18 protein-coding genes are annotated in these 17,171 nt (G+C 67.8%); 9 read left to right on the forward strand and 9 right to left on the reverse strand.

The window, feature by feature from the left end; translation table 11 throughout:
- Window positions 1–32: 32 nt before the first annotated feature.
- On the reverse strand, window positions 33–1,214 hold the full coding sequence (locus ACCQ05_RS17080) for a UbiH/UbiF family hydroxylase (RefSeq protein WP_372391672.1): 1,182 nt from the start codon (window positions 1,212–1,214) through the stop codon (window positions 33–35).
- Window positions 1,211–2,419 (reverse strand): 2-octaprenyl-6-methoxyphenyl hydroxylase, encoded by a 1,209-nt coding sequence (gene ubiH, locus ACCQ05_RS17085; protein WP_372391673.1) that lies wholly within the window; start codon window positions 2,417–2,419, stop codon window positions 1,211–1,213. The genes ACCQ05_RS17080 and ubiH overlap by 4 nt, the downstream gene beginning before the upstream one ends.
- 192 nt (window positions 2,420–2,611) lie before the next feature.
- Between ubiH and ACCQ05_RS17090 the strand changes: the two genes are divergently transcribed.
- The 9 genes from ACCQ05_RS17090 (at window position 2,612) to ACCQ05_RS17130 (ending at window position 11,959) form a co-directional block, all read left to right on the forward strand.
- Window positions 2,612–3,190: a hypothetical protein gene (locus ACCQ05_RS17090; RefSeq protein WP_372391674.1), complete on the forward strand. Its 579-nt coding sequence runs from the start codon at window positions 2,612–2,614 to the stop codon at window positions 3,188–3,190.
- Window positions 3,191–3,194: 4 nt separating this feature from the next.
- Window positions 3,195–3,752, forward strand: a complete 558-nt coding sequence (locus ACCQ05_RS17095) for a cob(I)yrinic acid a,c-diamide adenosyltransferase (protein ID WP_372391676.1) — start codon at window positions 3,195–3,197, stop codon at window positions 3,750–3,752.
- A 38-nt stretch (window positions 3,753–3,790) separates the two neighbouring features.
- Window positions 3,791–4,699 (forward strand): histone deacetylase family protein, encoded by a 909-nt coding sequence (locus tag ACCQ05_RS17100; RefSeq protein ID WP_104541555.1) that lies wholly within the window; start codon window positions 3,791–3,793, stop codon window positions 4,697–4,699.
- 127 nt (window positions 4,700–4,826) lie between these two features.
- Window positions 4,827–7,250: an LPS-assembly protein LptD gene (gene lptD / locus ACCQ05_RS17105; RefSeq protein ID WP_104541553.1), complete on the forward strand. Its 2,424-nt coding sequence runs from the start codon at window positions 4,827–4,829 to the stop codon at window positions 7,248–7,250.
- Window positions 7,247–8,638 carry a peptidylprolyl isomerase gene (locus tag ACCQ05_RS17110; protein WP_372391678.1) on the forward strand — a complete coding sequence of 464 codons (1,392 nt, stop codon included), beginning with the start codon at window positions 7,247–7,249 and terminating at the stop codon, window positions 8,636–8,638. Before lptD ends, ACCQ05_RS17110 begins: the two co-directional genes overlap by 4 nt.
- Before the next feature lie 4 nt (window positions 8,639–8,642).
- On the forward strand, window positions 8,643–9,614 hold the full coding sequence (gene pdxA, locus ACCQ05_RS17115; protein ID WP_372391680.1) for a 4-hydroxythreonine-4-phosphate dehydrogenase PdxA: 972 nt from the start codon (window positions 8,643–8,645) through the stop codon (window positions 9,612–9,614).
- A gap of 112 nt (window positions 9,615–9,726) precedes the next feature.
- On the forward strand, window positions 9,727–10,515 hold the full coding sequence (gene rsmA / locus ACCQ05_RS17120; RefSeq protein ID WP_228961159.1) for a 16S rRNA (adenine(1518)-N(6)/adenine(1519)-N(6))-dimethyltransferase RsmA: 789 nt from the start codon (window positions 9,727–9,729) through the stop codon (window positions 10,513–10,515).
- A gap of 36 nt (window positions 10,516–10,551) precedes the next feature.
- Window positions 10,552–10,935 carry a Co2+/Mg2+ efflux facilitator ApaG/CorD gene (gene apaG / locus ACCQ05_RS17125; protein ID WP_104541545.1) on the forward strand — a complete coding sequence of 128 codons (384 nt, stop codon included), beginning with the start codon at window positions 10,552–10,554 and terminating at the stop codon, window positions 10,933–10,935.
- Window positions 10,936–10,963: 28 nt separating this feature from the next.
- Entirely contained in the window at window positions 10,964–11,959 is a 996-nt protein-coding gene (locus ACCQ05_RS17130) for a symmetrical bis(5'-nucleosyl)-tetraphosphatase (RefSeq protein WP_372391682.1), read from the forward strand.
- A gap of 47 nt (window positions 11,960–12,006) precedes the next feature.
- On the opposite strand, the gene ACCQ05_RS17135 is transcribed toward ACCQ05_RS17130, so the two are convergent.
- The 7 genes from ACCQ05_RS17135 to ACCQ05_RS17165 form a co-directional block, all read right to left on the reverse strand.
- Window positions 12,007–12,540 (reverse strand): dihydrofolate reductase, encoded by a 534-nt coding sequence (locus tag ACCQ05_RS17135; protein WP_372394135.1) that lies wholly within the window; start codon window positions 12,538–12,540, stop codon window positions 12,007–12,009.
- A gap of 95 nt (window positions 12,541–12,635) precedes the next feature.
- Window positions 12,636–13,430 (reverse strand): thymidylate synthase, encoded by a 795-nt coding sequence (locus ACCQ05_RS17140; protein WP_228964721.1) that lies wholly within the window; start codon window positions 13,428–13,430, stop codon window positions 12,636–12,638.
- Entirely contained in the window at window positions 13,427–14,317 is an 891-nt protein-coding gene (gene lgt, locus ACCQ05_RS17145; protein ID WP_104541539.1) for a prolipoprotein diacylglyceryl transferase, read from the reverse strand. The genes ACCQ05_RS17140 and lgt overlap by 4 nt, the downstream gene beginning before the upstream one ends.
- A 53-nt stretch (window positions 14,318–14,370) precedes the next feature.
- A complete protein-coding gene (locus ACCQ05_RS17150; protein ID WP_372391685.1) occupies window positions 14,371–14,862 on the reverse strand; it encodes a TPM domain-containing protein in 492 nt (163 codons plus the stop codon).
- Window positions 14,862–15,755, reverse strand: a complete 894-nt coding sequence (locus ACCQ05_RS17155; protein WP_372391686.1) for a TPM domain-containing protein — start codon at window positions 15,753–15,755, stop codon at window positions 14,862–14,864. The genes ACCQ05_RS17150 and ACCQ05_RS17155 overlap by 1 nt, the downstream gene beginning before the upstream one ends.
- A gap of 196 nt (window positions 15,756–15,951) precedes the next feature.
- Window positions 15,952–16,578, reverse strand: a complete 627-nt coding sequence (locus ACCQ05_RS17160) for a LemA family protein (protein ID WP_372391688.1) — start codon at window positions 16,576–16,578, stop codon at window positions 15,952–15,954.
- A gap of 168 nt (window positions 16,579–16,746) precedes the next feature.
- The gene (locus ACCQ05_RS17165) at window positions 16,747–17,127 is read right to left on the reverse strand and encodes a diacylglycerol kinase (RefSeq protein ID WP_228964717.1); all 381 of its coding nucleotides are present in this window, start codon (window positions 17,125–17,127) and stop codon (window positions 16,747–16,749) included.
- Window positions 17,128–17,171 lie beyond the last annotated feature (44 nt).

The following is a 17,171-nucleotide window of genomic DNA, read 5'->3' on the forward strand; positions in this document are numbered from 1 at the left end:
CCCCGCGCGCAGCCCGGCACGCGCGGTGCCGGCTACGCCTTGCCGGACGCGCGCTTCCACAGCAGGTCCACCAGCGGTGGAAGCCTGCCGGCCAGGCCGAGCACCGACCCACGCAGCAGGGTCAGGTGCATGTCATCGTTGGAAAACACGCTGTTGATCGCATCGAAGCCGTAGGCGGCAACGGTGTTCTCGCTGCGCCGGGTGCGCGCCCAGCGCTGCAGGCGGTGCGGCGCCGCCCAGTCCGCACGTCTGGCGAGGGCGTTGCGCACCGTGTCGCGCAACGCAGCGACATCGCGCAAGCCCAGGTTGACACCCTGGCCGGCCAGGGGATGCACCACATGCGCGGCATCGCCCAGCGCCAGTACGCGGCCACTGACGTAGCGCTCCACCAGCTGCCGCTGCAGCGGGAATGCAGCGCGTGCAGAAACCACGCGCACCTCGCCCAGGCGCTTGCCGAAGGCCTGGGTGAGTTCACGCGAAAACGCCAGATCGTCCAGTGCGAGCACGCGCTCGGCCTCGGCATCGGGCAGGGTCCACACGATCGAGCTGCGGCCATCGACGAACGGCAGGAATGCCAGCGGCCCGGTGGTCAGAAAGCGCTGCCAGGCGGTGGACTGGTGCGGCTGCCCGGTCTCCACGAAGGCGACCACACCGCGTTGCGCATAGGCATGCCGCGAGACCGGAAACCCGGCAAGTTCGCGCAGCGTGGAGGACGCGCCGTCGGCGGCGATGGCAATGGCCGCTTCCAGCCGGCTGCCATCGTCCAGGCGCAGCCGCACGCTGCCGGCGTCCTGCTCCAGTTCGACCACCCGCGCCGGGCAATGCACATCGATTCCCGCCGTGTGCACGGCGGCCCACAGCCGATCCACCAGCAGCGCGTGTTCGACGATCCAGCCCAGCTGCTCGCGTCCCAGCGTATCGGCATCGAACCCCAGCTCGCCGCCGCCACCGGCGTCCCATACCCGCATGCGCCGGTAAGGCTGCGCGCGCGCTGCGCGGACTGCGTTCCATACGCCAAGGCTGTCCAGCAACCCGGCGTTGTCGGCGGCGAATGCATAGACGCGCAGATCGGGCTGCCCGGCCTGCCAACGTGCAGGCTCGCGCCCTTCCACCAGCGCCACGTGCAAGCCGGCATCGGCCAGCGCCAGCGCGCAGGCCGCGCCGACCACACCGCCGCCGACGATCACCGCATCGCGTCCAGGGCGCCGGCTCATGCGATCCCCCGGCACAGCTGCGGCACGTCGCCGCGGAAGCCCATCGCGCCGCCGACCAGCATCGACTGCAGCGGCGCGGCCTGCGAGGTCACCAGCAAGCCCAGGCTGCGCAACGGCCGCAGCAACGGCGCCGGGTTGCCGGTCAGGCGTGCCAGGCCACTGGAGAACGCAATGGTCTGTTCGCGATCCACGCGACGGCGCGCCAGATAGTCGGCCAACAATGCGCCGGCGCCGGCATCGCTGCGATCGTGCTCGATCAGTTCGGCCAGCGTCAGCGCATCGCGCAGGCCCAGGTTGAACCCCTGCGCGCCGATCGGGTGCAGCGTCTGCGCCGCATTGCCCAGCAGCACCACGCGCTCGGCGATCAGTTCGTTCGCCAGCACCTGCACCAATGGATACGCGCTGCGTTCGCCACTGGCGACAAAGCGACCGGCGCGCCAGCCGGCGGCGCGCTGCAGCCGTGCCAGCCAGCCGGCGTCGTCGAGGGCGGCTACCGCCTCGGCCTCGGCGCGCGCCACGCAATGGATGGCGCCGTAATGGCGGTCGCCCCGCGGCAACAGGGCGGTGGGCCCATGTTCGCCGAAGCGTTCCCAGGCGGTGCCGTCCGGCGGCCGGGAGGCGCGCACGCGCGCCACGAACAGGGTCTGCAGGAAATCCTGCGCGTCGCTACCGATGTGCAGCAGCTCGCGCACCGCGCTGTGGCTGCCATCGGCACCGACCACCAGCCTGGCCTGCACACGCTGTTCGCCATCGGCGGTTGCCAGGCGCACCGCGCGCATGCCGTCCTGTACCGGCTCCACACCGATGCAGCGCGCCGGGCGATAGCGGCGCACGCCGGTCGTGTCGTCCAGGCGTACCTGCAAGGCGTCGCCGAAGTCGCGCGCCACCACCACCTGGCCAAAGCTCTCGCGGCCATAGTCGGTGGCGTTCAGCTGCACCCGGCCGAAATCGCCGGCGCGGCTGACGTGGATGCGCCGGATCGGGCCGGGCGGGCTACGCAGCTTGGCCATCACCCCCAGCACGCCGAGCGCGTTGACGGTGGCCGCGGCAAAACTCAGGTTGCGTTGGTCGAACACCGCCGGCGGCGCGCCGGCCGGGGTGGCTTCGACCAGCCCGACATCCAGGCCGAGGCGGTCCAGTGCGATCGCCAGGCTGGAGCCGACCAGGCCGCCGCCAACGATCAGAACGTCATGTGGGAGTGTCATCCGGCCATGATAAGCCCTCGCCCACGGCCCGGTGGCGCCGCTGCATGGGACATCTTGCCGCGTCTGCCAGCGCGCGTAGCTGACGCAGGCATCGCCCCTCGCACCGCCCAGCCCGGCGCCGCTCAGGCCGCGGCGCGGGCACGCCGGCTTCCACGCTACACTCCCCGCTCTGCAACCCGGCCTTTCTCGCACATGACGCCTCGCTCCCACGACACCTGGATCCTGAGCCTGCTGGCCGTGCTGATGGCGGCCACCCGGATCAATCACTTCGCCCCGGTGCCGGATGCGTCGTGGGCGGTGTTCTTCATCGGCGGATTCCATCTGGCGGCACGCACCCGGCTGGCATTCCCGCTCTTGATGGGGCTGGCGGTGGCGGTGGACTGGCTGGTGATCACCGGCCAGGGCATGAGCTTCTGGCAGCACTACTGCGTGTCGCCGGCGTACTGGTGCCTGATCCCGGCGTATTTCGCGCTGTGGGCCGGCGGCGTCTGGCTACGCCGGCATTACCACGGTGCGCAGTGGAGCGCGTTGGCCTGGCTGGTTGCCACCCTGCTGGTCGCCGTGGCGGTGTGCCAGCTGATCGCCCAGGGCAGCTTCTACTGGATCAGCGCCAGCGTCAGCGAGCCCACCGTGGCCGGCTGGTTCAAGAACTATACCGACTGGCTGGGGCCCTACCTGCGCAGCGCTGCGCTGTACGTGGCTGCGGCAGCGCTGGTCCAGGTCGTTGCCGAGCGCCTGGTCGCCCCAGCGCGCCAGACCCACGCCGGCTGACGTCATGGGCAACCGGCTTTCTCGTATCTATACACGTACCGGCGACGATGGCAGCACCGGGCTGGGCGATGGCAGCCGTACCGGCAAGGACGCCTTGCGGGTCAATGCCTACGGCACCGTGGACGAAGCCAATTCTGCCATTGGGGTGCTGCTGGCCGCGCCCGGGGTCCCGACTCCGATCGCCGAGCTGCTGACTACCGTGCAGCACCAGTTGTTCGATCTGGGCGGCGAACTGTGCATCCCCGGGCATGCGGCCATCGCCGCGCAGGACATCCAGGCCCTGGAAGAGCAGCTGGATCATTTCAACGACAGCCTGCCGCCGCTGCAGGAATTCATCCTGCCGGCCGGTGGCGAGGCGGCCGCACGCTGCCACCTGGCCCGCACCATCGTGCGCCGGGCCGAGCGCGAAACCGTCGCCCTGTCGCGCCAGGAAGCGGTGCGCAGCGAGGCGATCGGCTATCTCAACCGGTTGTCGGATCTGCTGTTCGTGCTGGCGCGGGTACTGGCCCGGGTCGATGGCCAGCAGGAAGTGCTGTGGCGGCACGACCGCCGCCGCGCTTGAGCATGTGCCTGGCGCTGCGGAGAGGCTAGAGTTGCCCCATGCTGGTCTTTACCCACCCCGCCTGTCTCGGCCACGACGCCGGCCCTGAGCACCCCGAGAGTCCTGCCCGCCTGGAGGCGGTGGTCGACGCCTTGCGCGCCGCCTTCCCGGACCTGGACTGGCGCGAGGCGCCGCTGGCCAAGCTGGGCGACCTGTGCCGCGTGCACGAGCGCGAACAGGTCGATGCCGTGCTGGAAACCGCCTTCGAAGGCTACCGCCAGCTGGACGTGGACACCCGCATGGTGCCGGCCTCGCGTGCGGCCGCCCTGCGCGCGGCCGGTGCCGGCATCGCGGCGGTGGATGCGGTGATGCAGGGCCTCAGCCGCACCGCCTTCTGTGCGGTCCGCCCGCCGGGCCACCACGCCACCGCGCAGGTGTCGATGGGCTTTTGCCTGTTCAACAACATCGCCGTGGCGGCCGCCCACGCCCGCGACCGGCACGGGCTCGAGCGCATCACCATCGTCGATTTCGACGTGCACCACGGCAATGGCACCCAGGCGATCTTCGAACGCGACCCGGCCGTGCAGTACCTCAGCACCCACCAGTCCGGGCTGTACCCGCATTCGGGCAGCGTCCACGAGCGCGGCGTCGGCAATATCCACAATCTGCTGCTGCCGCCGGGCAGCGACGGATTGCGCTTCCGCAATGTCTGGGAAGACGAAATGCTGCCGTTGATCGATGCGTTTCGTCCGCAACTGATCCTGATCTCGGCCGGCTTCGACGCCCATCTGCGCGACCCACTGGCCGACCTGCTGCTGGACGACGACGATTTCGGCTGGCTTACCGCCGCCCTGCGCGCCCTGGCCGAGCGGCATGCGCGCGGGCGGGTGGTGTCCATGCTGGAAGGCGGCTATGACCTGCAGGCCCTGCGCGAGAGCAGCGTAGCCCACGTCGCCGCACTGCGCTGACCGCCACGAGCGCCCCCGGCCGCACCGCTGCCGGCGATGAACCTCGCCCTCTCCACGCGGGCCCTCTTCATTGCCCCTATGCGGGGTATGCGGCAAGCTAGCGGCCATTTTATTGGTTGAACCACGCGTGCGCCGAGCTCTCCGTCTGCTGCCCCTGCCCTTGAGCATCGCCATCTGCCTCCCGGCCATGGCTGCCGACAAGCCGTTGAACTGGGGATTGTGCCCGGCCGTGGACCCGCTACCAGGCTTCGACGGCGCTCCCGCCGCCGACCCCAAGGCGGCCGAGATGCGCCAGCAGCTGCCGACCGACATCGAAGGCGACCAACTGTCCGGCACCAGCACCACCCCGCAATACCAGGGCAACGTGGCGCTCAGGCGCGGCGACCAGTTCCTGGGCGCGGACAACCTGCGCATGGACACCGAAACCGGCAACTACATCGCCGAAGGCAATGTCCGCTACCAGGACACCTCCTTCCGCATGGTTGCCGATCGTGCCGAAGGCAACCAGGATACCGACAGCCACAAGGTCACCAACATCCAGTACCAGCTGGTGGACCGGCGCGGCAACGGCGGCGCCGAGTCGGTGGACCTGCAGGGCCAGGTCGGCCAGATGCACCGTTCGACCTATACCACCTGCGACCCGTCGCAGCCGATCTGGCGCGTGCGTGCGCCGGAGATCGACGTCGACAACGAGGAAGGCTTCGGCACCGCGCGCAATGCCGTGTTGCAGATCGGCAAGGTGCCGGTGCTGTACTTCCCGTGGTTCAAGTTCCCGATCGACGACCGTCGCCAGACCGGCCTGCTGTTTCCGCAATTCGGCCTGTCCGGGCGTAATGGCTTCGACTACCTGCAGCCGATCTACCTCAATCTTGCCCCGAACTACGACGCCACCCTGCTGCCGCGCTACATGAGCAAGCGCGGTTTCATGTTCGGCACCGAATTCCGCTACCTGTACGAAGGCGGCCGCGGCGAGATCACCGGCAATTACCTGCCCAGCGACAAATTGCGCGACAAGGACCGCGGCAGCGTTTTCTACAGTGGCTATCACAACGTCAATACCCACTGGCAGGCGCGCAGCAGCATCTCCTGGGTCAGCGACACCCGCTATGTGGAAGATTTCACCAGCCGCGTGAACGGCATGGGCTCGGCGTCCAGTCTGCAGAGCACCATCGGTATCTACGGCACCGGCGAAACCTGGACTGCCGGCCTGATGGCCGACCGCTGGCAGCTGACCGACTACACCCTGGACGAGCGAGCCCTGCCCTACAACCGTCAGCCGCGTGCGTATTTCACCTGGGAAAAGCCGTTCGGCATTTTCGAAGCCGGTGTCTATGCCGAGGCGGTGCGGTTTACGCATGACGATTCGTACCAGGTGAACTTCGTCCCGAACACCAACGGCAATAACGACAACAACGGCGACGAATACGTCCGCACCAACATCCGCAACCAGGACTACGGCAGCGGATCGCGGCTGGACGTCAAACCCTACATCTCGATGCCGTTGTCGGGCGCGGCCTGGTTCCTGACGCCCACGGTCGCCTGGCGCTATACCGCCTATCAGCTGGACTCCACCGTGGCCACGACGCCTCCGCTCACCGGCGGCCGTACGCCCTCGCGCAGCCTGCCGATCGCCTCGCTGGATGCCGGCCTGTATTTCGATCGCGAAACCTCGCTGTTCGGCACCAACTATCTCAACACGCTGGAACCGCGCATGTACTACCTGTACGTGCCGTATCGCGACCAGGACGACCTGCCGGTCTTCGACACGCGCCCGTTCACCTTCAGCTACGGGCAGTTGTTCCGTGACAGCCGCTATACCGGTGCCGACCGCCAGAACGATGCCAACCAGCTGACCCTGGCGGTCACCTCGCGCTGGCTACGCCAGGAGGATGGACGCGAAAAACTGTCGCTGAGCGCAGGCCAGATCCTGTACTTCAACGACTCGCTGGTCACCATCAACAGCTCCACCGCCAATAGCGAACAACCCATCGAGCAGGGCAAGTCGGCCTGGGTGGCCGATGCCAACTACATGATCAACGACCGTTGGTCGATGGGCGCCACCTACCAGTGGAACCCGAACTCGCGCAAGGAAGATCTGGCCAGCCTGCGCACGCGCTACCTGCTGGGCAACGACGGCATCGTCAATCTGGCCTATCGCTATCGCCGCAACCTGATCGACGATAGCGACCAGCTCAAGCAGGCGGATTTTTCGTTCCTGTATCCGATCAACCCCACCTGGAGTGCGGTCGGCCGGTATTACTACTCGCTGCTGGACCGCAAACCGCTGGAAATCATCGGCGGCGTGCAATGGGACAGCTGCTGCCTGGCCGTGCGCGCGTTGGTGCGCCGGTTCGTGCGCAACCGCGATGGCGACATGGACAACTCCATCCAGTTCGAGTTCGTGCTGAAGGGCTTGAGCTCGTTCGGCCAGAACACGGACCGCACTTTGCGCCGTGCTATTCTCGGCTATTACCGCGACGACCTGTACCTGGTCCCGCCCAGCAACACCACGACCAATCCGGACGATTACGATCCGAACCTGATTCCATGACCAAGCCTTTCTCCGTTGTTCTTGCCTCGTTGCTGGCGATCACCAGCACGGTCTCGCCGCTGGCATCGGCGCAGCAATCCCAGCCGCTGGATCGGATCGCCGCCATCGTGGACGAAGACGTGGTGTTGCAGAGCGAGCTCGATCGCGCTGTACGCAACGTCAAGTCGCAGTACGCCGGCCGCGAGAACCAGCTGCCGCCGGACGATGTCCTGCAGCGCCAGGTGCTCGAGCGCCTGGTCCTGGTCAAGTTGCAGGTCGGCCGCGCCGAGGGCAGCGGCATCCGCGTCAGCGACGAGGAACTCAACCGCGCCATCGCCAGCATCGCCCAGCAGAACGGCACCAGCGTCGATGGCCTGCGCCAGAAGCTGGCCGCCGACGGCATGGGTTACGGCGATTTCCGCGCCTCGGTGCGCGATGAAATCATCGTGCAGCGCCTGCGCCAGAGCTTTGCGCAGAGCCGCATCAGCGTGAGCGAGGGCGAAGTGGACAGCGCACTGGCCCAGCAGGCCACCACCGGGAGTCAATACCACCTGGCGCACATCCTGATTGGCCTGCCGGAAGGCGCGACCGCCGATCAGATCGCGACCGGCCAGAAGAAGGTGGATGGCGTCAAGGCCTTGATCGACAAGGGCGAACTGGATTTCTCCGCGGCGGCGGTGCGTTATTCGGACAGCCCGAATGCACTGGAAGGCGGCGACCTGGGCTGGCGCAGCCTGGACGAAATTCCCAATGCCTTCGCCCAGCTGATCCGCGACATGCAACCCGGCCAGGTCGCCGGCCCGCTGCGTGGCCCGAGCGGGTTCCAGTTGCTCAAGCTGGTGGAAATGCGCGATGCCAATGCCGGCGGCGAAAAGAAGATGGTCACCGAGTACAACGCCCGGCACATCCTGATCCGCATCGGCGACAACCAGACCGAGGCCCAGGCCAAGGCCAAGATCGACACGCTGCGCGCGCGCATCATCGGCGGCGCCGACTTCCAAGCGACCGCCAAGGAAGCGTCCGAAGACACCAATAGCCGTGGGCAGGGTGGCGATCTAGGCTGGTTCCCGGCCGACGCCTTCGGCCCGGATTTCGGCAAGCAGGTCGAGAGCCTGGCCGACGGCGGGGTCTCCGAACCATTCCGCACCCAGGCTGGCTGGCATATCGTGCAGCGCGTCGGCAGCCGCCAGACCGACGTCAGTGCCGAGAACCAGCGCGCCCAGATCCGCGAGACGATCGGCCGCCGCAAGCTGGAAGAGGAATACAACCGCTACCTGCAGGAACTGCGCGGCGAAGCCTATGTGAGCTACCGCACCGGCGATCGTGCCGACGGCAATGCCACCGCCGAACCGACCAAGCCGGCAGAACCGGCTGCACCGACCCCGCCACCGGCACAGCCGGCGCGCTGAGGTCATGCGGGTCCCGTCGCTCGCGCTGGTGCCAGGCGAGCCGGCCGGGATCGGGCCGGAGCTGTGCGTTCGGCTGGCCCAACGGCCGCGCTCGGACGCACATCTGATCGCCTACGCCGATCCGGATACCTTGCACAGCGCCGCACAGGCGCTGTCTTTGTCTGTGCGGCTGCTCGACCCCGACCAGCCCGCGCGGGCACCGGGCGACCTGCCGCTGTTCCCGATTCGCCAGGCCACCCCGACCCGCTTCGGCACGCCGGACCCGGCCAATGCTGCGGCGGTGATCGCCGGGCTGCGTACCGCTGCCGGCGACTGCCTGGCCGGCCGCCTGCAAGGCATCGTGACCGGCCCGGTGCACAAGGCGGTCATCAATGCCGGCGGCATCGCCTATACAGGCACCACCGAACTGCTGGCCGAGCAGGCCGGCTGCCCGGTGGTGATGATGCTGGCCAATCACATCGTGCGTGTCGCCCTGGTCACCACCCACCTGCCGCTGCGCGCGGTGGCCGATGCGATCACCGCCCCAGCGCTGGCGCAGTGCCTGCGCATCACCCACGCTGCGCTCGGGCGCGACTTCGGCCTGTCTGCGCCACGCATCGCCGTGCTCGGGCTCAACCCGCATGCGGGCGAGGACGGGCATCTGGGCCGCGAGGAACTGGATGTCATCATTCCGCTGCTGGAGCAGCTACGCGGCGAAGGGCTGCACCTGATCGGCCCGTTGCCGGCGGACACCGCCTTCCTGCCGCAGAAACTGAGCGGCTTCGACGCGGTGGTGGCCATGTACCACGACCAGGGCCTGCCGGTGCTCAAATACAGCGGCTTCGAGCAGGCGGTCAACATCACCTTGGGCCTGCCCTACCCGCGCGTGGCGGTCGACCACGGCACCGCGCTGGAACTGGCCGGGCGCGGCATCGCCGACCCGTCCAGCCTGATGGCGGCGACCGCGCTGTGCGCGCGGCTGGCGGCGCGCGGCTGAGCTGCCCGCGCGGCGCGGGAGGCCACAGCGGTGGCCCGGTTAGCCGTTCGCTGCACGCCGCGCAACCGGCGCCGATACCGCGTGCGGCCGCCGGCTCCGTTAAACTGCGCGGATGAATTCTTCCTTCAGCGCACCGGCCAAGAAGTCGCTTGGCCAGCACTTTCTTGCCGACCGGTATTACATCGACCGGATCGTGCAGGCGGTGGACCCGCGCGCCGGCCAGCACCTGGTCGAAATCGGCCCCGGCCAGGGCGCCATCACCTTTCCGCTGCTGCGCAAGCACGGCGCGTTGACCGTGATCGAGTTCGATCGCGACCTGATCGCCCCGCTGACCGAGGCCGCCGCGCCGATCGGCACGCTGAGCATCATCCATCGCGACGTGCTCAGCGTGGACTTCACCGCGCTGGGCGAAGGCAGTCCGATCCGCCTGGTCGGCAACCTGCCCTACAACATTTCCTCGCCGATCCTGTTCCACGCGCTGGACCATGCCGGCGCGGTGGCCGACATGCACTTCATGCTGCAAAAGGAAGTGGTCGACCGCATGGCCGCCGGCCCGGGCAGCAAGGTGTATGGCCGGCTCAGCGTGATGCTGCAGGCGTACTGCGAGGTCACCGCGCTGTTCGTGGTGCCGCCGGGCGCATTCCGGCCGCCACCGAAGGTGGACTCGGCAGTGGTGCGGCTGGTGCCGCGCGACCCGGCCACGGTGATGATCACCGACCGCCGCCGCTTCGCCGACGTGGTGCGCGCCGGCTTCGGGCAGCGCCGCAAGACCTTGCGCAATGCCCTGTCCGGGGTGTGCGAGCCGGCGCATTTCGAGGCTGCCGGGGTGCGCCCGGATGCCCGCGCCGAACAACTCGAGGTGGCCGATTTCATCCGGCTGGCCAATGTCCAGCTGGCGTGAGCGCCGCTCCCACACCGTTTTATCTAGAATTTTCGCATGCACGATGATCCACGCTATCGGGTCGAGGTCGAGGTGTCGCCACGCTTCCTTGCCCAGCAATCGACCCCGGAAGAAGGCCGCTATGCCTTCGCCTACAGCATCCGCATCCACAACGCGGGCGCCGTGCCTGCGCGCCTGATCGCCCGCCACTGGCAGATCACCGACGCCAACGGCCGCACCGAGCGGGTCGATGGCGAAGGCGTGGTCGGCGAGCAGCCCTGGCTGCGCCCTGGCGAGGCGTTTCATTACACCTCCGGCGTGCTGCTGGAAACCGAGCAGGGCCAGATGCAAGGCCACTACGACATGGTGGCCGACGATGGCACCGAATTCACCGCCCCGATCGCCGCCTTCGTGCTGAGCGTGCCCAGGACGCTGCACTGATGACTGCTGGACTGATGGAGCGCACGCGATGAGCGTCTGGGCGATTGGCGACCTGCAAGGGTGTTACGACATCACCCAGCGATTGCTGGAGAAGATCAATTTCGACCCGGCGCAGGACACGCTGTGGTTCTGCGGCGACCTGGTCAACCGCGGCGGTCAATCGCTGGAAACGCTGCGGCTGGTGCATTCGCTGCGCGCGCACAGCGTGGTGGTGCTGGGCAATCATGACCTGTCGCTGCTGGCGATCGGCGCGCGTTCGGAAGAGGAGCAGCGCAAGGTCAACCCGGACCTGCAGCGCATCGTACTGGCCGAGGACCGCGACGTGCTGCTGGACTGGCTGCGCATGCAGAAGCTGGCGCACGTGGACCGCAGCCTGGGCTGGATGATGATCCACGCCGGGCTGGCGCCGAAGTGGACCACGCAGATGGCCGAGAAGCATGCGCGCGAGGTCGAGCAGCAACTGCAGGGTGGCGGCTACCGCAAGCTGCTGCGCAACATGTACGGCGACCAGCCCGGCTGGTCGCCGGGATTGAGCGGCTATGAGCGCAGCCGCGCCATCATCAACCTGTTCACGCGCATGCGCTATTGCACCCCGCGCGGGCGGATCGCCACCGAAGACAAGGGCACGCCGGGCACGCAGGCACAGGGACTGTACCCGTGGTTCGAGGTGCCGGGCCGGGTCGAGCGCGACCTGAAGATCGTCTGCGGGCACTGGTCGGCATTGGGGCTGACGATCACCCAGGGCGTGCACGCCATCGACACCGGCGCGGTCTGGGGCGGCAAGCTCACCGCGCTGCAGCTGGACACCGACGAGCTGCGCGTGGTGCAGGTGCCGGGACGTGAAGTCACCGCCCCGGCGGCGCCAGCCGCGCACGCCCCCCGGCGTCCACGCGAAGGCCAGGGCCGCCAGCGCGGGCGCGGCCGTGGGCGCGGCAATGGAGGAGGCAACGCGGGGAATGCTGGAACTGCGGGCAACGGCAATGCTGCGCCGGCCAAGCCGCAAGGTGGCGGCGTTCATGAGTAAGCCGCATTGAACCTGGCGCGCCGATCGCGCGCTGCGTCCGTGCCGGCTCAGCGCCGCAGGTAATCCACAAAGGAAAACGCAAACGCATGGCGGTCATCGGGCGCATGCGCCTGGCGATGCGCTGGAACCCACACCGCCGGATCGATGGGCGGAAAGTGCGTATCGGCATGTTCGACCGCAGTGTCCACCTCGGTGACAGCCAGCAGATCGGCGCGTTCCATCGTCAGCCGATAGACCTCGCCACCACCGATCACGCACAGCTCCTGCGCGCCCGCCTGTTCGGCGCACTCCAGCGCCTGCTCGACCGACGCCACCGCCTGCATGCCGGCAAAGGGCACCTGCCCCGACCGCGTCAGCACCAGGTTTAAACGCCCCGGCAGTGCACGCCCCAGCGATTGCGCCGTCTTGCGCCCCATCAGGATCGGCTTGCCCAGCGTCAGCGCCTTGAAGCGCTTGAGATCGTCCGGCAGCTTCCACGGCAGGTCGTTGTCGCGACCGATGGCGTTGTTGCGGTCGAAGGCGACGATCAGGGTGATGGAGAGCCGGGACCGGGGACCCGGGACCGGGGACCCGGGAAGCAGATCCACGCAAATCTCCGACGTTGCCGTTGCCGTTGCCGTTGGTGCTGCAGCTGCTGTTTCCGGGTCCCCGGTCCCGGGTCCCCGGTCCCGCCTACTCACACCGCCACCGGCGCCTTGATCGCCGGATGCGGGTCATAGCCTTCGATGGCGATGTCATCGAAGCGGAACGCAAACAGGTCGGTCACTTCCGGATTCAGGCGCAGTGTCGGCAACGCGCGCGGGGCGCGCGTCAGCTGTTCGCGCGCCTGGTCGAAGTGGTTCGCATACAGATGCGCATCGCCCAGCGTATGCACGAAGTCGCCCACGCCCAGGCCGGTGGCCTGCGCCACCATGTGCGTCAGCAGCGCATAGCTGGCGATGTTGAACGGCACACCCAGGAAGATGTCGCCGCTGCGCTGGTACAGCTGGCAGCTGAGCTTGCCGTCGACCACATAGAACTGGAACAGGCTATGGCACGGCATCAGCGCCATTTGCGGCAGCTCGCCCACGTTCCAGGCGCTGATCACCAGCCGCCGCGAATCCGGGTTGCGCTTGATCTCGTCCACCAGCCATTGCATCTGGTCGATCTCCACGCCGTCCGGGCCGGTCCAGCGACGCCACTGCTTGCCGTACACCGGGCCGAGGTCGCCGTTGTCGTCGGCCCATTCGTCCCAGATGCGGACCTGGTTGTCCTTCAGATAGCCGATGTTGGTGTCGCCCTGCAGGAACCACAGCAGCTCGTGGATGATCGAGCGCAGGTGCAGTTTCTTGGTGGTGACCAATGGAAACCCGGCATTGAGGTCGAAGCGCATCTGCCAGCCGAACACGCTGCGCGTGCCGGTGCCGGTGCGGTCGGACTTCTCGGCGCCGTGCTCCAGCACATGCTGCAGCAGGTCCAGGTACGGCTTCACTTGACCGCCTCCACGGTGACGGCAGCCGGCAGCACCGGCTGCAGCACCGGGGCGCGGCGCGACATCGCCAGCAGTACCAGCCCCACCACGATCAGCGGCAGGCTCAGAATCTGCCCCATGGTCAGCCAGTTGAAGGCCAGGTAGCCGATCGGCGCATCCGGCACCCGCACGAATTCCACGATGAAGCGGAACACGCCGTACAACAATGCAAATACGCCCGACACCGCGTAGCGGGCACGCGGCTTCATCGAAAACGCCCACAGCACCACGAACATCACCACGCCTTCCAACGCCGCTTCATACAGCTGCGACGGATGACGCGCGAACCGATCCAGCGCCCCGGCGGCGTATTGCGCCTGAATCTGTGCCGGCGCCATGTTGGCCAGCTCCGGCGCATGCGGAAAGATCACACCCCACCCGGCCTGGGTGAACTTGCCCCACAGCTCGCCGCCGACGAAATTGCCGAGCCTCCCGAAGCCAAGGCCCAGCGGGACCAGCGGCGCGACGAAATCCATCACGTCGAAGAAATGCAGCCGGTGGCGGCGCGCCCACAGCCAGCAGGCCAGCAGCACCCCGAGCAGGCCACCGTGAAAACTCATGCCGCCTTCCCACACCTTGAACAGAATCAGCGGGTTGGCCAGGAAGGTATCGAACGCATAGAACAGCATGTAGCCGATGCGCCCGCCCAGCACCACACCGAGCATGCCGTAGAACAGCAGGTCGGAGAAACCGTCCATGTCCACGCCAGGCAGGCGGCCGCGCAGGATGCGCGAGCGCCCCAGCGCCCAGGCCGAGAAAAAGGCCGCCAGGTACATCAAGCCATACCAGTGCACCTGCACCGGGCCAAGCGAGAAGGCGATGGGGTCGATGGCGTGCAGATAGATCATGCCGAGCGCGGATCACGTAGAGCGAGATCGCTATTCTGACATCTCGGGCGCCTTCAGCCTAAAAGCTGTGGCCGGTTGGGCAGCTCGTCTTCATACGGCGCGTCCGCGCTGCGCGGGAAGTGCGCGACCAGCAGCTCGGTCACCGCCTCGATGCCCGCCAGCACCGCCACCTCGTACTGCCCCTCGCGCAGGAACTGCTGCATGCGCCGGCACACCTCCGCCCACTGGGCATCCGGCACCAGGCGGCGCAGGCCGCGGTCGGCCACCACCTCGATGGCGTGGTCGGCCAGCAGCAGGTAGATCAGCACCCCGTTGTTGGCCTCCGTATCCCAGGTGCGCAGGTGGGCGAAGGCCTGTTCGGCGCTGTGCCGCGCGCTGTGACGGCGCCACAGCGCGGCAAGCGGCAGGTCCGCCTCGACCGCCACCATGATCTGCCCTGTGTGGCTGCGCTCGCTGGCGGCAACCGCCGCGGCGATCGTCTCCATGCAGGAGGCTGGAAATCTGCGCTGCGCCGAGGGCGCGAAGACATGCCTGAGCCACCGCATTACCAGCTCCCCGAGGCGCCACCGCCTCCCGACGATCCGCCACCACCGCCCCAGCCGCCGCCGCCGAAACCACCGCGGCCACCGCCCCCGAATCCTCCAAAGCCACCGCCGCCCCAGCCACCGCCGCCGACGAAGCGTCCCGGCGACGCCGAGGCCAGCCCGGCCAGCAAGCCGATCACGGCCGCGCCGACGCTGGCCAGCAGCAGGGAGGTGAACAGCAACGCCGCGCCACCGGCCGCAATGGCGGTCAATAACGCGCGCACCGGGCGTGGCAAGGCGCCCAGGATGCCGCGCGCCACCATCGCGACCACGAAGCCGATGAACAGCGCCATGATCCAGCCACCGCCGCCGGCGCCCTGACCGGCTCCGCCCTCATGGCCGCTGACCGGCGGTGGCAGCGCCTCGCCCTCGATCAGGCCGGCCAGCGTCGCAGTGGCGTCGCGGATACCGCCGCCATAGTCGCCTTCGCGGAAGCGCGGCGCCAGGTATTCCTGGATCACGCGATTGGCCACGATATCGGGGATGGCGCCTTCCAGGCCGTAACCGGGCTGGATGCGCACGCGGCGATCATCCTTGGCCACCAGCAGCAGCACGCCATCGTCGACGCCCTTGCGCCCGATCTTCCAGGTGTCGAACACGCGCTGGGTGTATTGCTCGATCGTCTCCGGCTGCGTGCTGGGCACGATCAGGATCTGCAACTGCGCACCCTTGCGCTGTTGCAGCGCCAGTGCCTGTTGCTCCAGCTGCTGGATCTGCACCGCATCCAGGGTGCCGGTGACATCGACCACCGGCGAACGCAGCGGCGGGATGGCCGCCAGCTCCTGCGCCAGCAGCGACGCCGGCAGCAGCAGCAAGACCAGCATCCACACCACTCTCAAAGACGTTGGCCGCATTGCCGACTCCTAGCTGATGCGTACTGGATTCAGTCGCTTCCTTCTCCCACCGGGACACTGTCTTCCTTCATGGAGGAGAAAGTGTCTCGAAGGGGCGGATGAGGGTGCGAGCGAAGCCACGTGCAGTTGGAAAACACGGCAGCTTCGCGCCGTACCCTCACCCCAACCCCTCTCCCGAGGGGAGAGGGGCTCGTGATTACTGCGCAGGCTGTGGTGCAGGCTGTTGCTGCGGTGCCTGCTGATTGCCGAAGTCCACCTGCGGCGCGCGCGAGATCTGCGCTTCGTTCTCCACGCTGAAGTTCGGCTTGGGTTGGTAGCCGAAGATCTTGGCGGTGATCACCTGCGGAAACGAGCGAATGTAGGTGTTGTAGTCCTGCACGGTCTGGATGTACCGACCACGCGCCACGGTGATGCGGTTCTCGGTGCCTTCCAGCTGCACCTGCAGATCGCGGAAGGACTGGTCGGACTTGAGCTGGGGGTAGTTCTCGCTGACCACCAGCAAGCGCGACAACGCACTGCCCAGCTCGCCCTGCGCCTGCTGGAACTGCTTGAGCGATGCTTCGTCGTCGGCATTGACCTGGATCTGCCCCACGCGTGCACGCGCGTTGGTCACTTCGGTCAGCACCTGGCGTTCCTGCTGCGCATACCCCTGCACGGTGCGCACCAGGTTGGGAATCAGATCGGCGCGGCGCTGATACTGGTTGAGCACTTCCGACCAACCAGCCTTCACTCCCTCCTCCTTCTGCTGGATCGTGTTGTAGCCGCAGCCGGACAGGCCGACGGCCAGGATCAGCACCACCAGGGCGCGCATCAGGACAGACATGCAGGCGATTCCGTTGAAAGAGAGCCCCAGCATGCCACGCGCCAGGTCAAGCCCCCATGCACGCGCCGGCGCCTGACAGCGGCTGGATCGGCAGCGAAGCAACAGATCGCTGGCGTGCAGCGGCGTCAAGCCATGCCCCACGCTCGCTGCCCCACCGCAAGCGTTGCCTCAGACAAGCCGCGGCAACAGGATCAGCCCCCAGCACAGCAGCACGTTGAGCAACAGCAGGAACACCGCCGCCGAGCCCATGTCCTTGGCGCGACCGGCCAGCACGTGATGCTCGGGGCCATAGCGTTCGATCACCGCTTCGATGGCGGAATTCAGCAGTTCGGCCGCCAGCACGATCAACAACGGGGCGATCAACGCGATGCGCTCCAGCGGCGTCTGTCCCAGCCACGCGCCCAACGGGGCCATCACCGACGCCAGGCAGACTTCGAGCCGGAACGACGATTCGTGCAGCCATGCCGCGCGCAGGCCCTGCCACGACCAGATCGCCGCCTTGAGCATGCGGCGCGGGCCGCGCGGCACGTGTCCCAGTTGATCGGCCATGCGTCAGGACGTCCGGCCGCACGGGCGGATCTGGGGACAGGAAG

Origin of the sequence: Xanthomonas sp. NCPPB 3582 (assembly GCF_041475735.2) — a bacterium.
Taxonomy (GTDB): Bacteria; Pseudomonadota; Gammaproteobacteria; order Xanthomonadales; family Xanthomonadaceae; genus Xanthomonas; species Xanthomonas codiaei.

Coding starts and splice junctions, on each gene's coding strand:
- ACCQ05_RS17080 (WP_372391672.1), bottom strand. CDS start 1,214: ATGAGCCGGCGCCCTGGACGCGATGCGGTGATCGTCGGCGGCGGTGTG.
- ubiH (WP_372391673.1), bottom strand. CDS start 2,419: ATGACACTCCCACATGACGTTCTGATCGTTGGCGGCGGCCTGGTCGGC.
- ACCQ05_RS17090 (WP_372391674.1), top strand. CDS start 2,612: ATGACGCCTCGCTCCCACGACACCTGGATCCTGAGCCTGCTGGCCGTG.
- ACCQ05_RS17095 (WP_372391676.1), top strand. CDS start 3,195: ATGGGCAACCGGCTTTCTCGTATCTATACACGTACCGGCGACGATGGC.
- ACCQ05_RS17100 (WP_104541555.1), top strand. CDS start 3,791: ATGCTGGTCTTTACCCACCCCGCCTGTCTCGGCCACGACGCCGGCCCT.
- ACCQ05_RS17110 (WP_372391678.1), top strand. CDS start 7,247: ATGACCAAGCCTTTCTCCGTTGTTCTTGCCTCGTTGCTGGCGATCACC.
- pdxA (WP_372391680.1), top strand. CDS start 8,643: ATGCGGGTCCCGTCGCTCGCGCTGGTGCCAGGCGAGCCGGCCGGGATC.
- rsmA (WP_228961159.1), top strand. CDS start 9,727: ATGAATTCTTCCTTCAGCGCACCGGCCAAGAAGTCGCTTGGCCAGCAC.
- apaG (WP_104541545.1), top strand. CDS start 10,552: ATGCACGATGATCCACGCTATCGGGTCGAGGTCGAGGTGTCGCCACGC.
- ACCQ05_RS17130 (WP_372391682.1), top strand. CDS start 10,964: ATGAGCGTCTGGGCGATTGGCGACCTGCAAGGGTGTTACGACATCACC.
- lgt (WP_104541539.1), bottom strand. CDS start 14,317: ATGATCTATCTGCACGCCATCGACCCCATCGCCTTCTCGCTTGGCCCG.
- ACCQ05_RS17150 (WP_372391685.1), bottom strand. CDS start 14,862: ATGCGGTGGCTCAGGCATGTCTTCGCGCCCTCGGCGCAGCGCAGATTT.
- ACCQ05_RS17155 (WP_372391686.1), bottom strand. CDS start 15,755: ATGCGGCCAACGTCTTTGAGAGTGGTGTGGATGCTGGTCTTGCTGCTG.
- ACCQ05_RS17160 (WP_372391688.1), bottom strand. CDS start 16,578: ATGTCTGTCCTGATGCGCGCCCTGGTGGTGCTGATCCTGGCCGTCGGC.
- ACCQ05_RS17165 (WP_228964717.1), bottom strand. CDS start 17,127: ATGGCCGATCAACTGGGACACGTGCCGCGCGGCCCGCGCCGCATGCTC.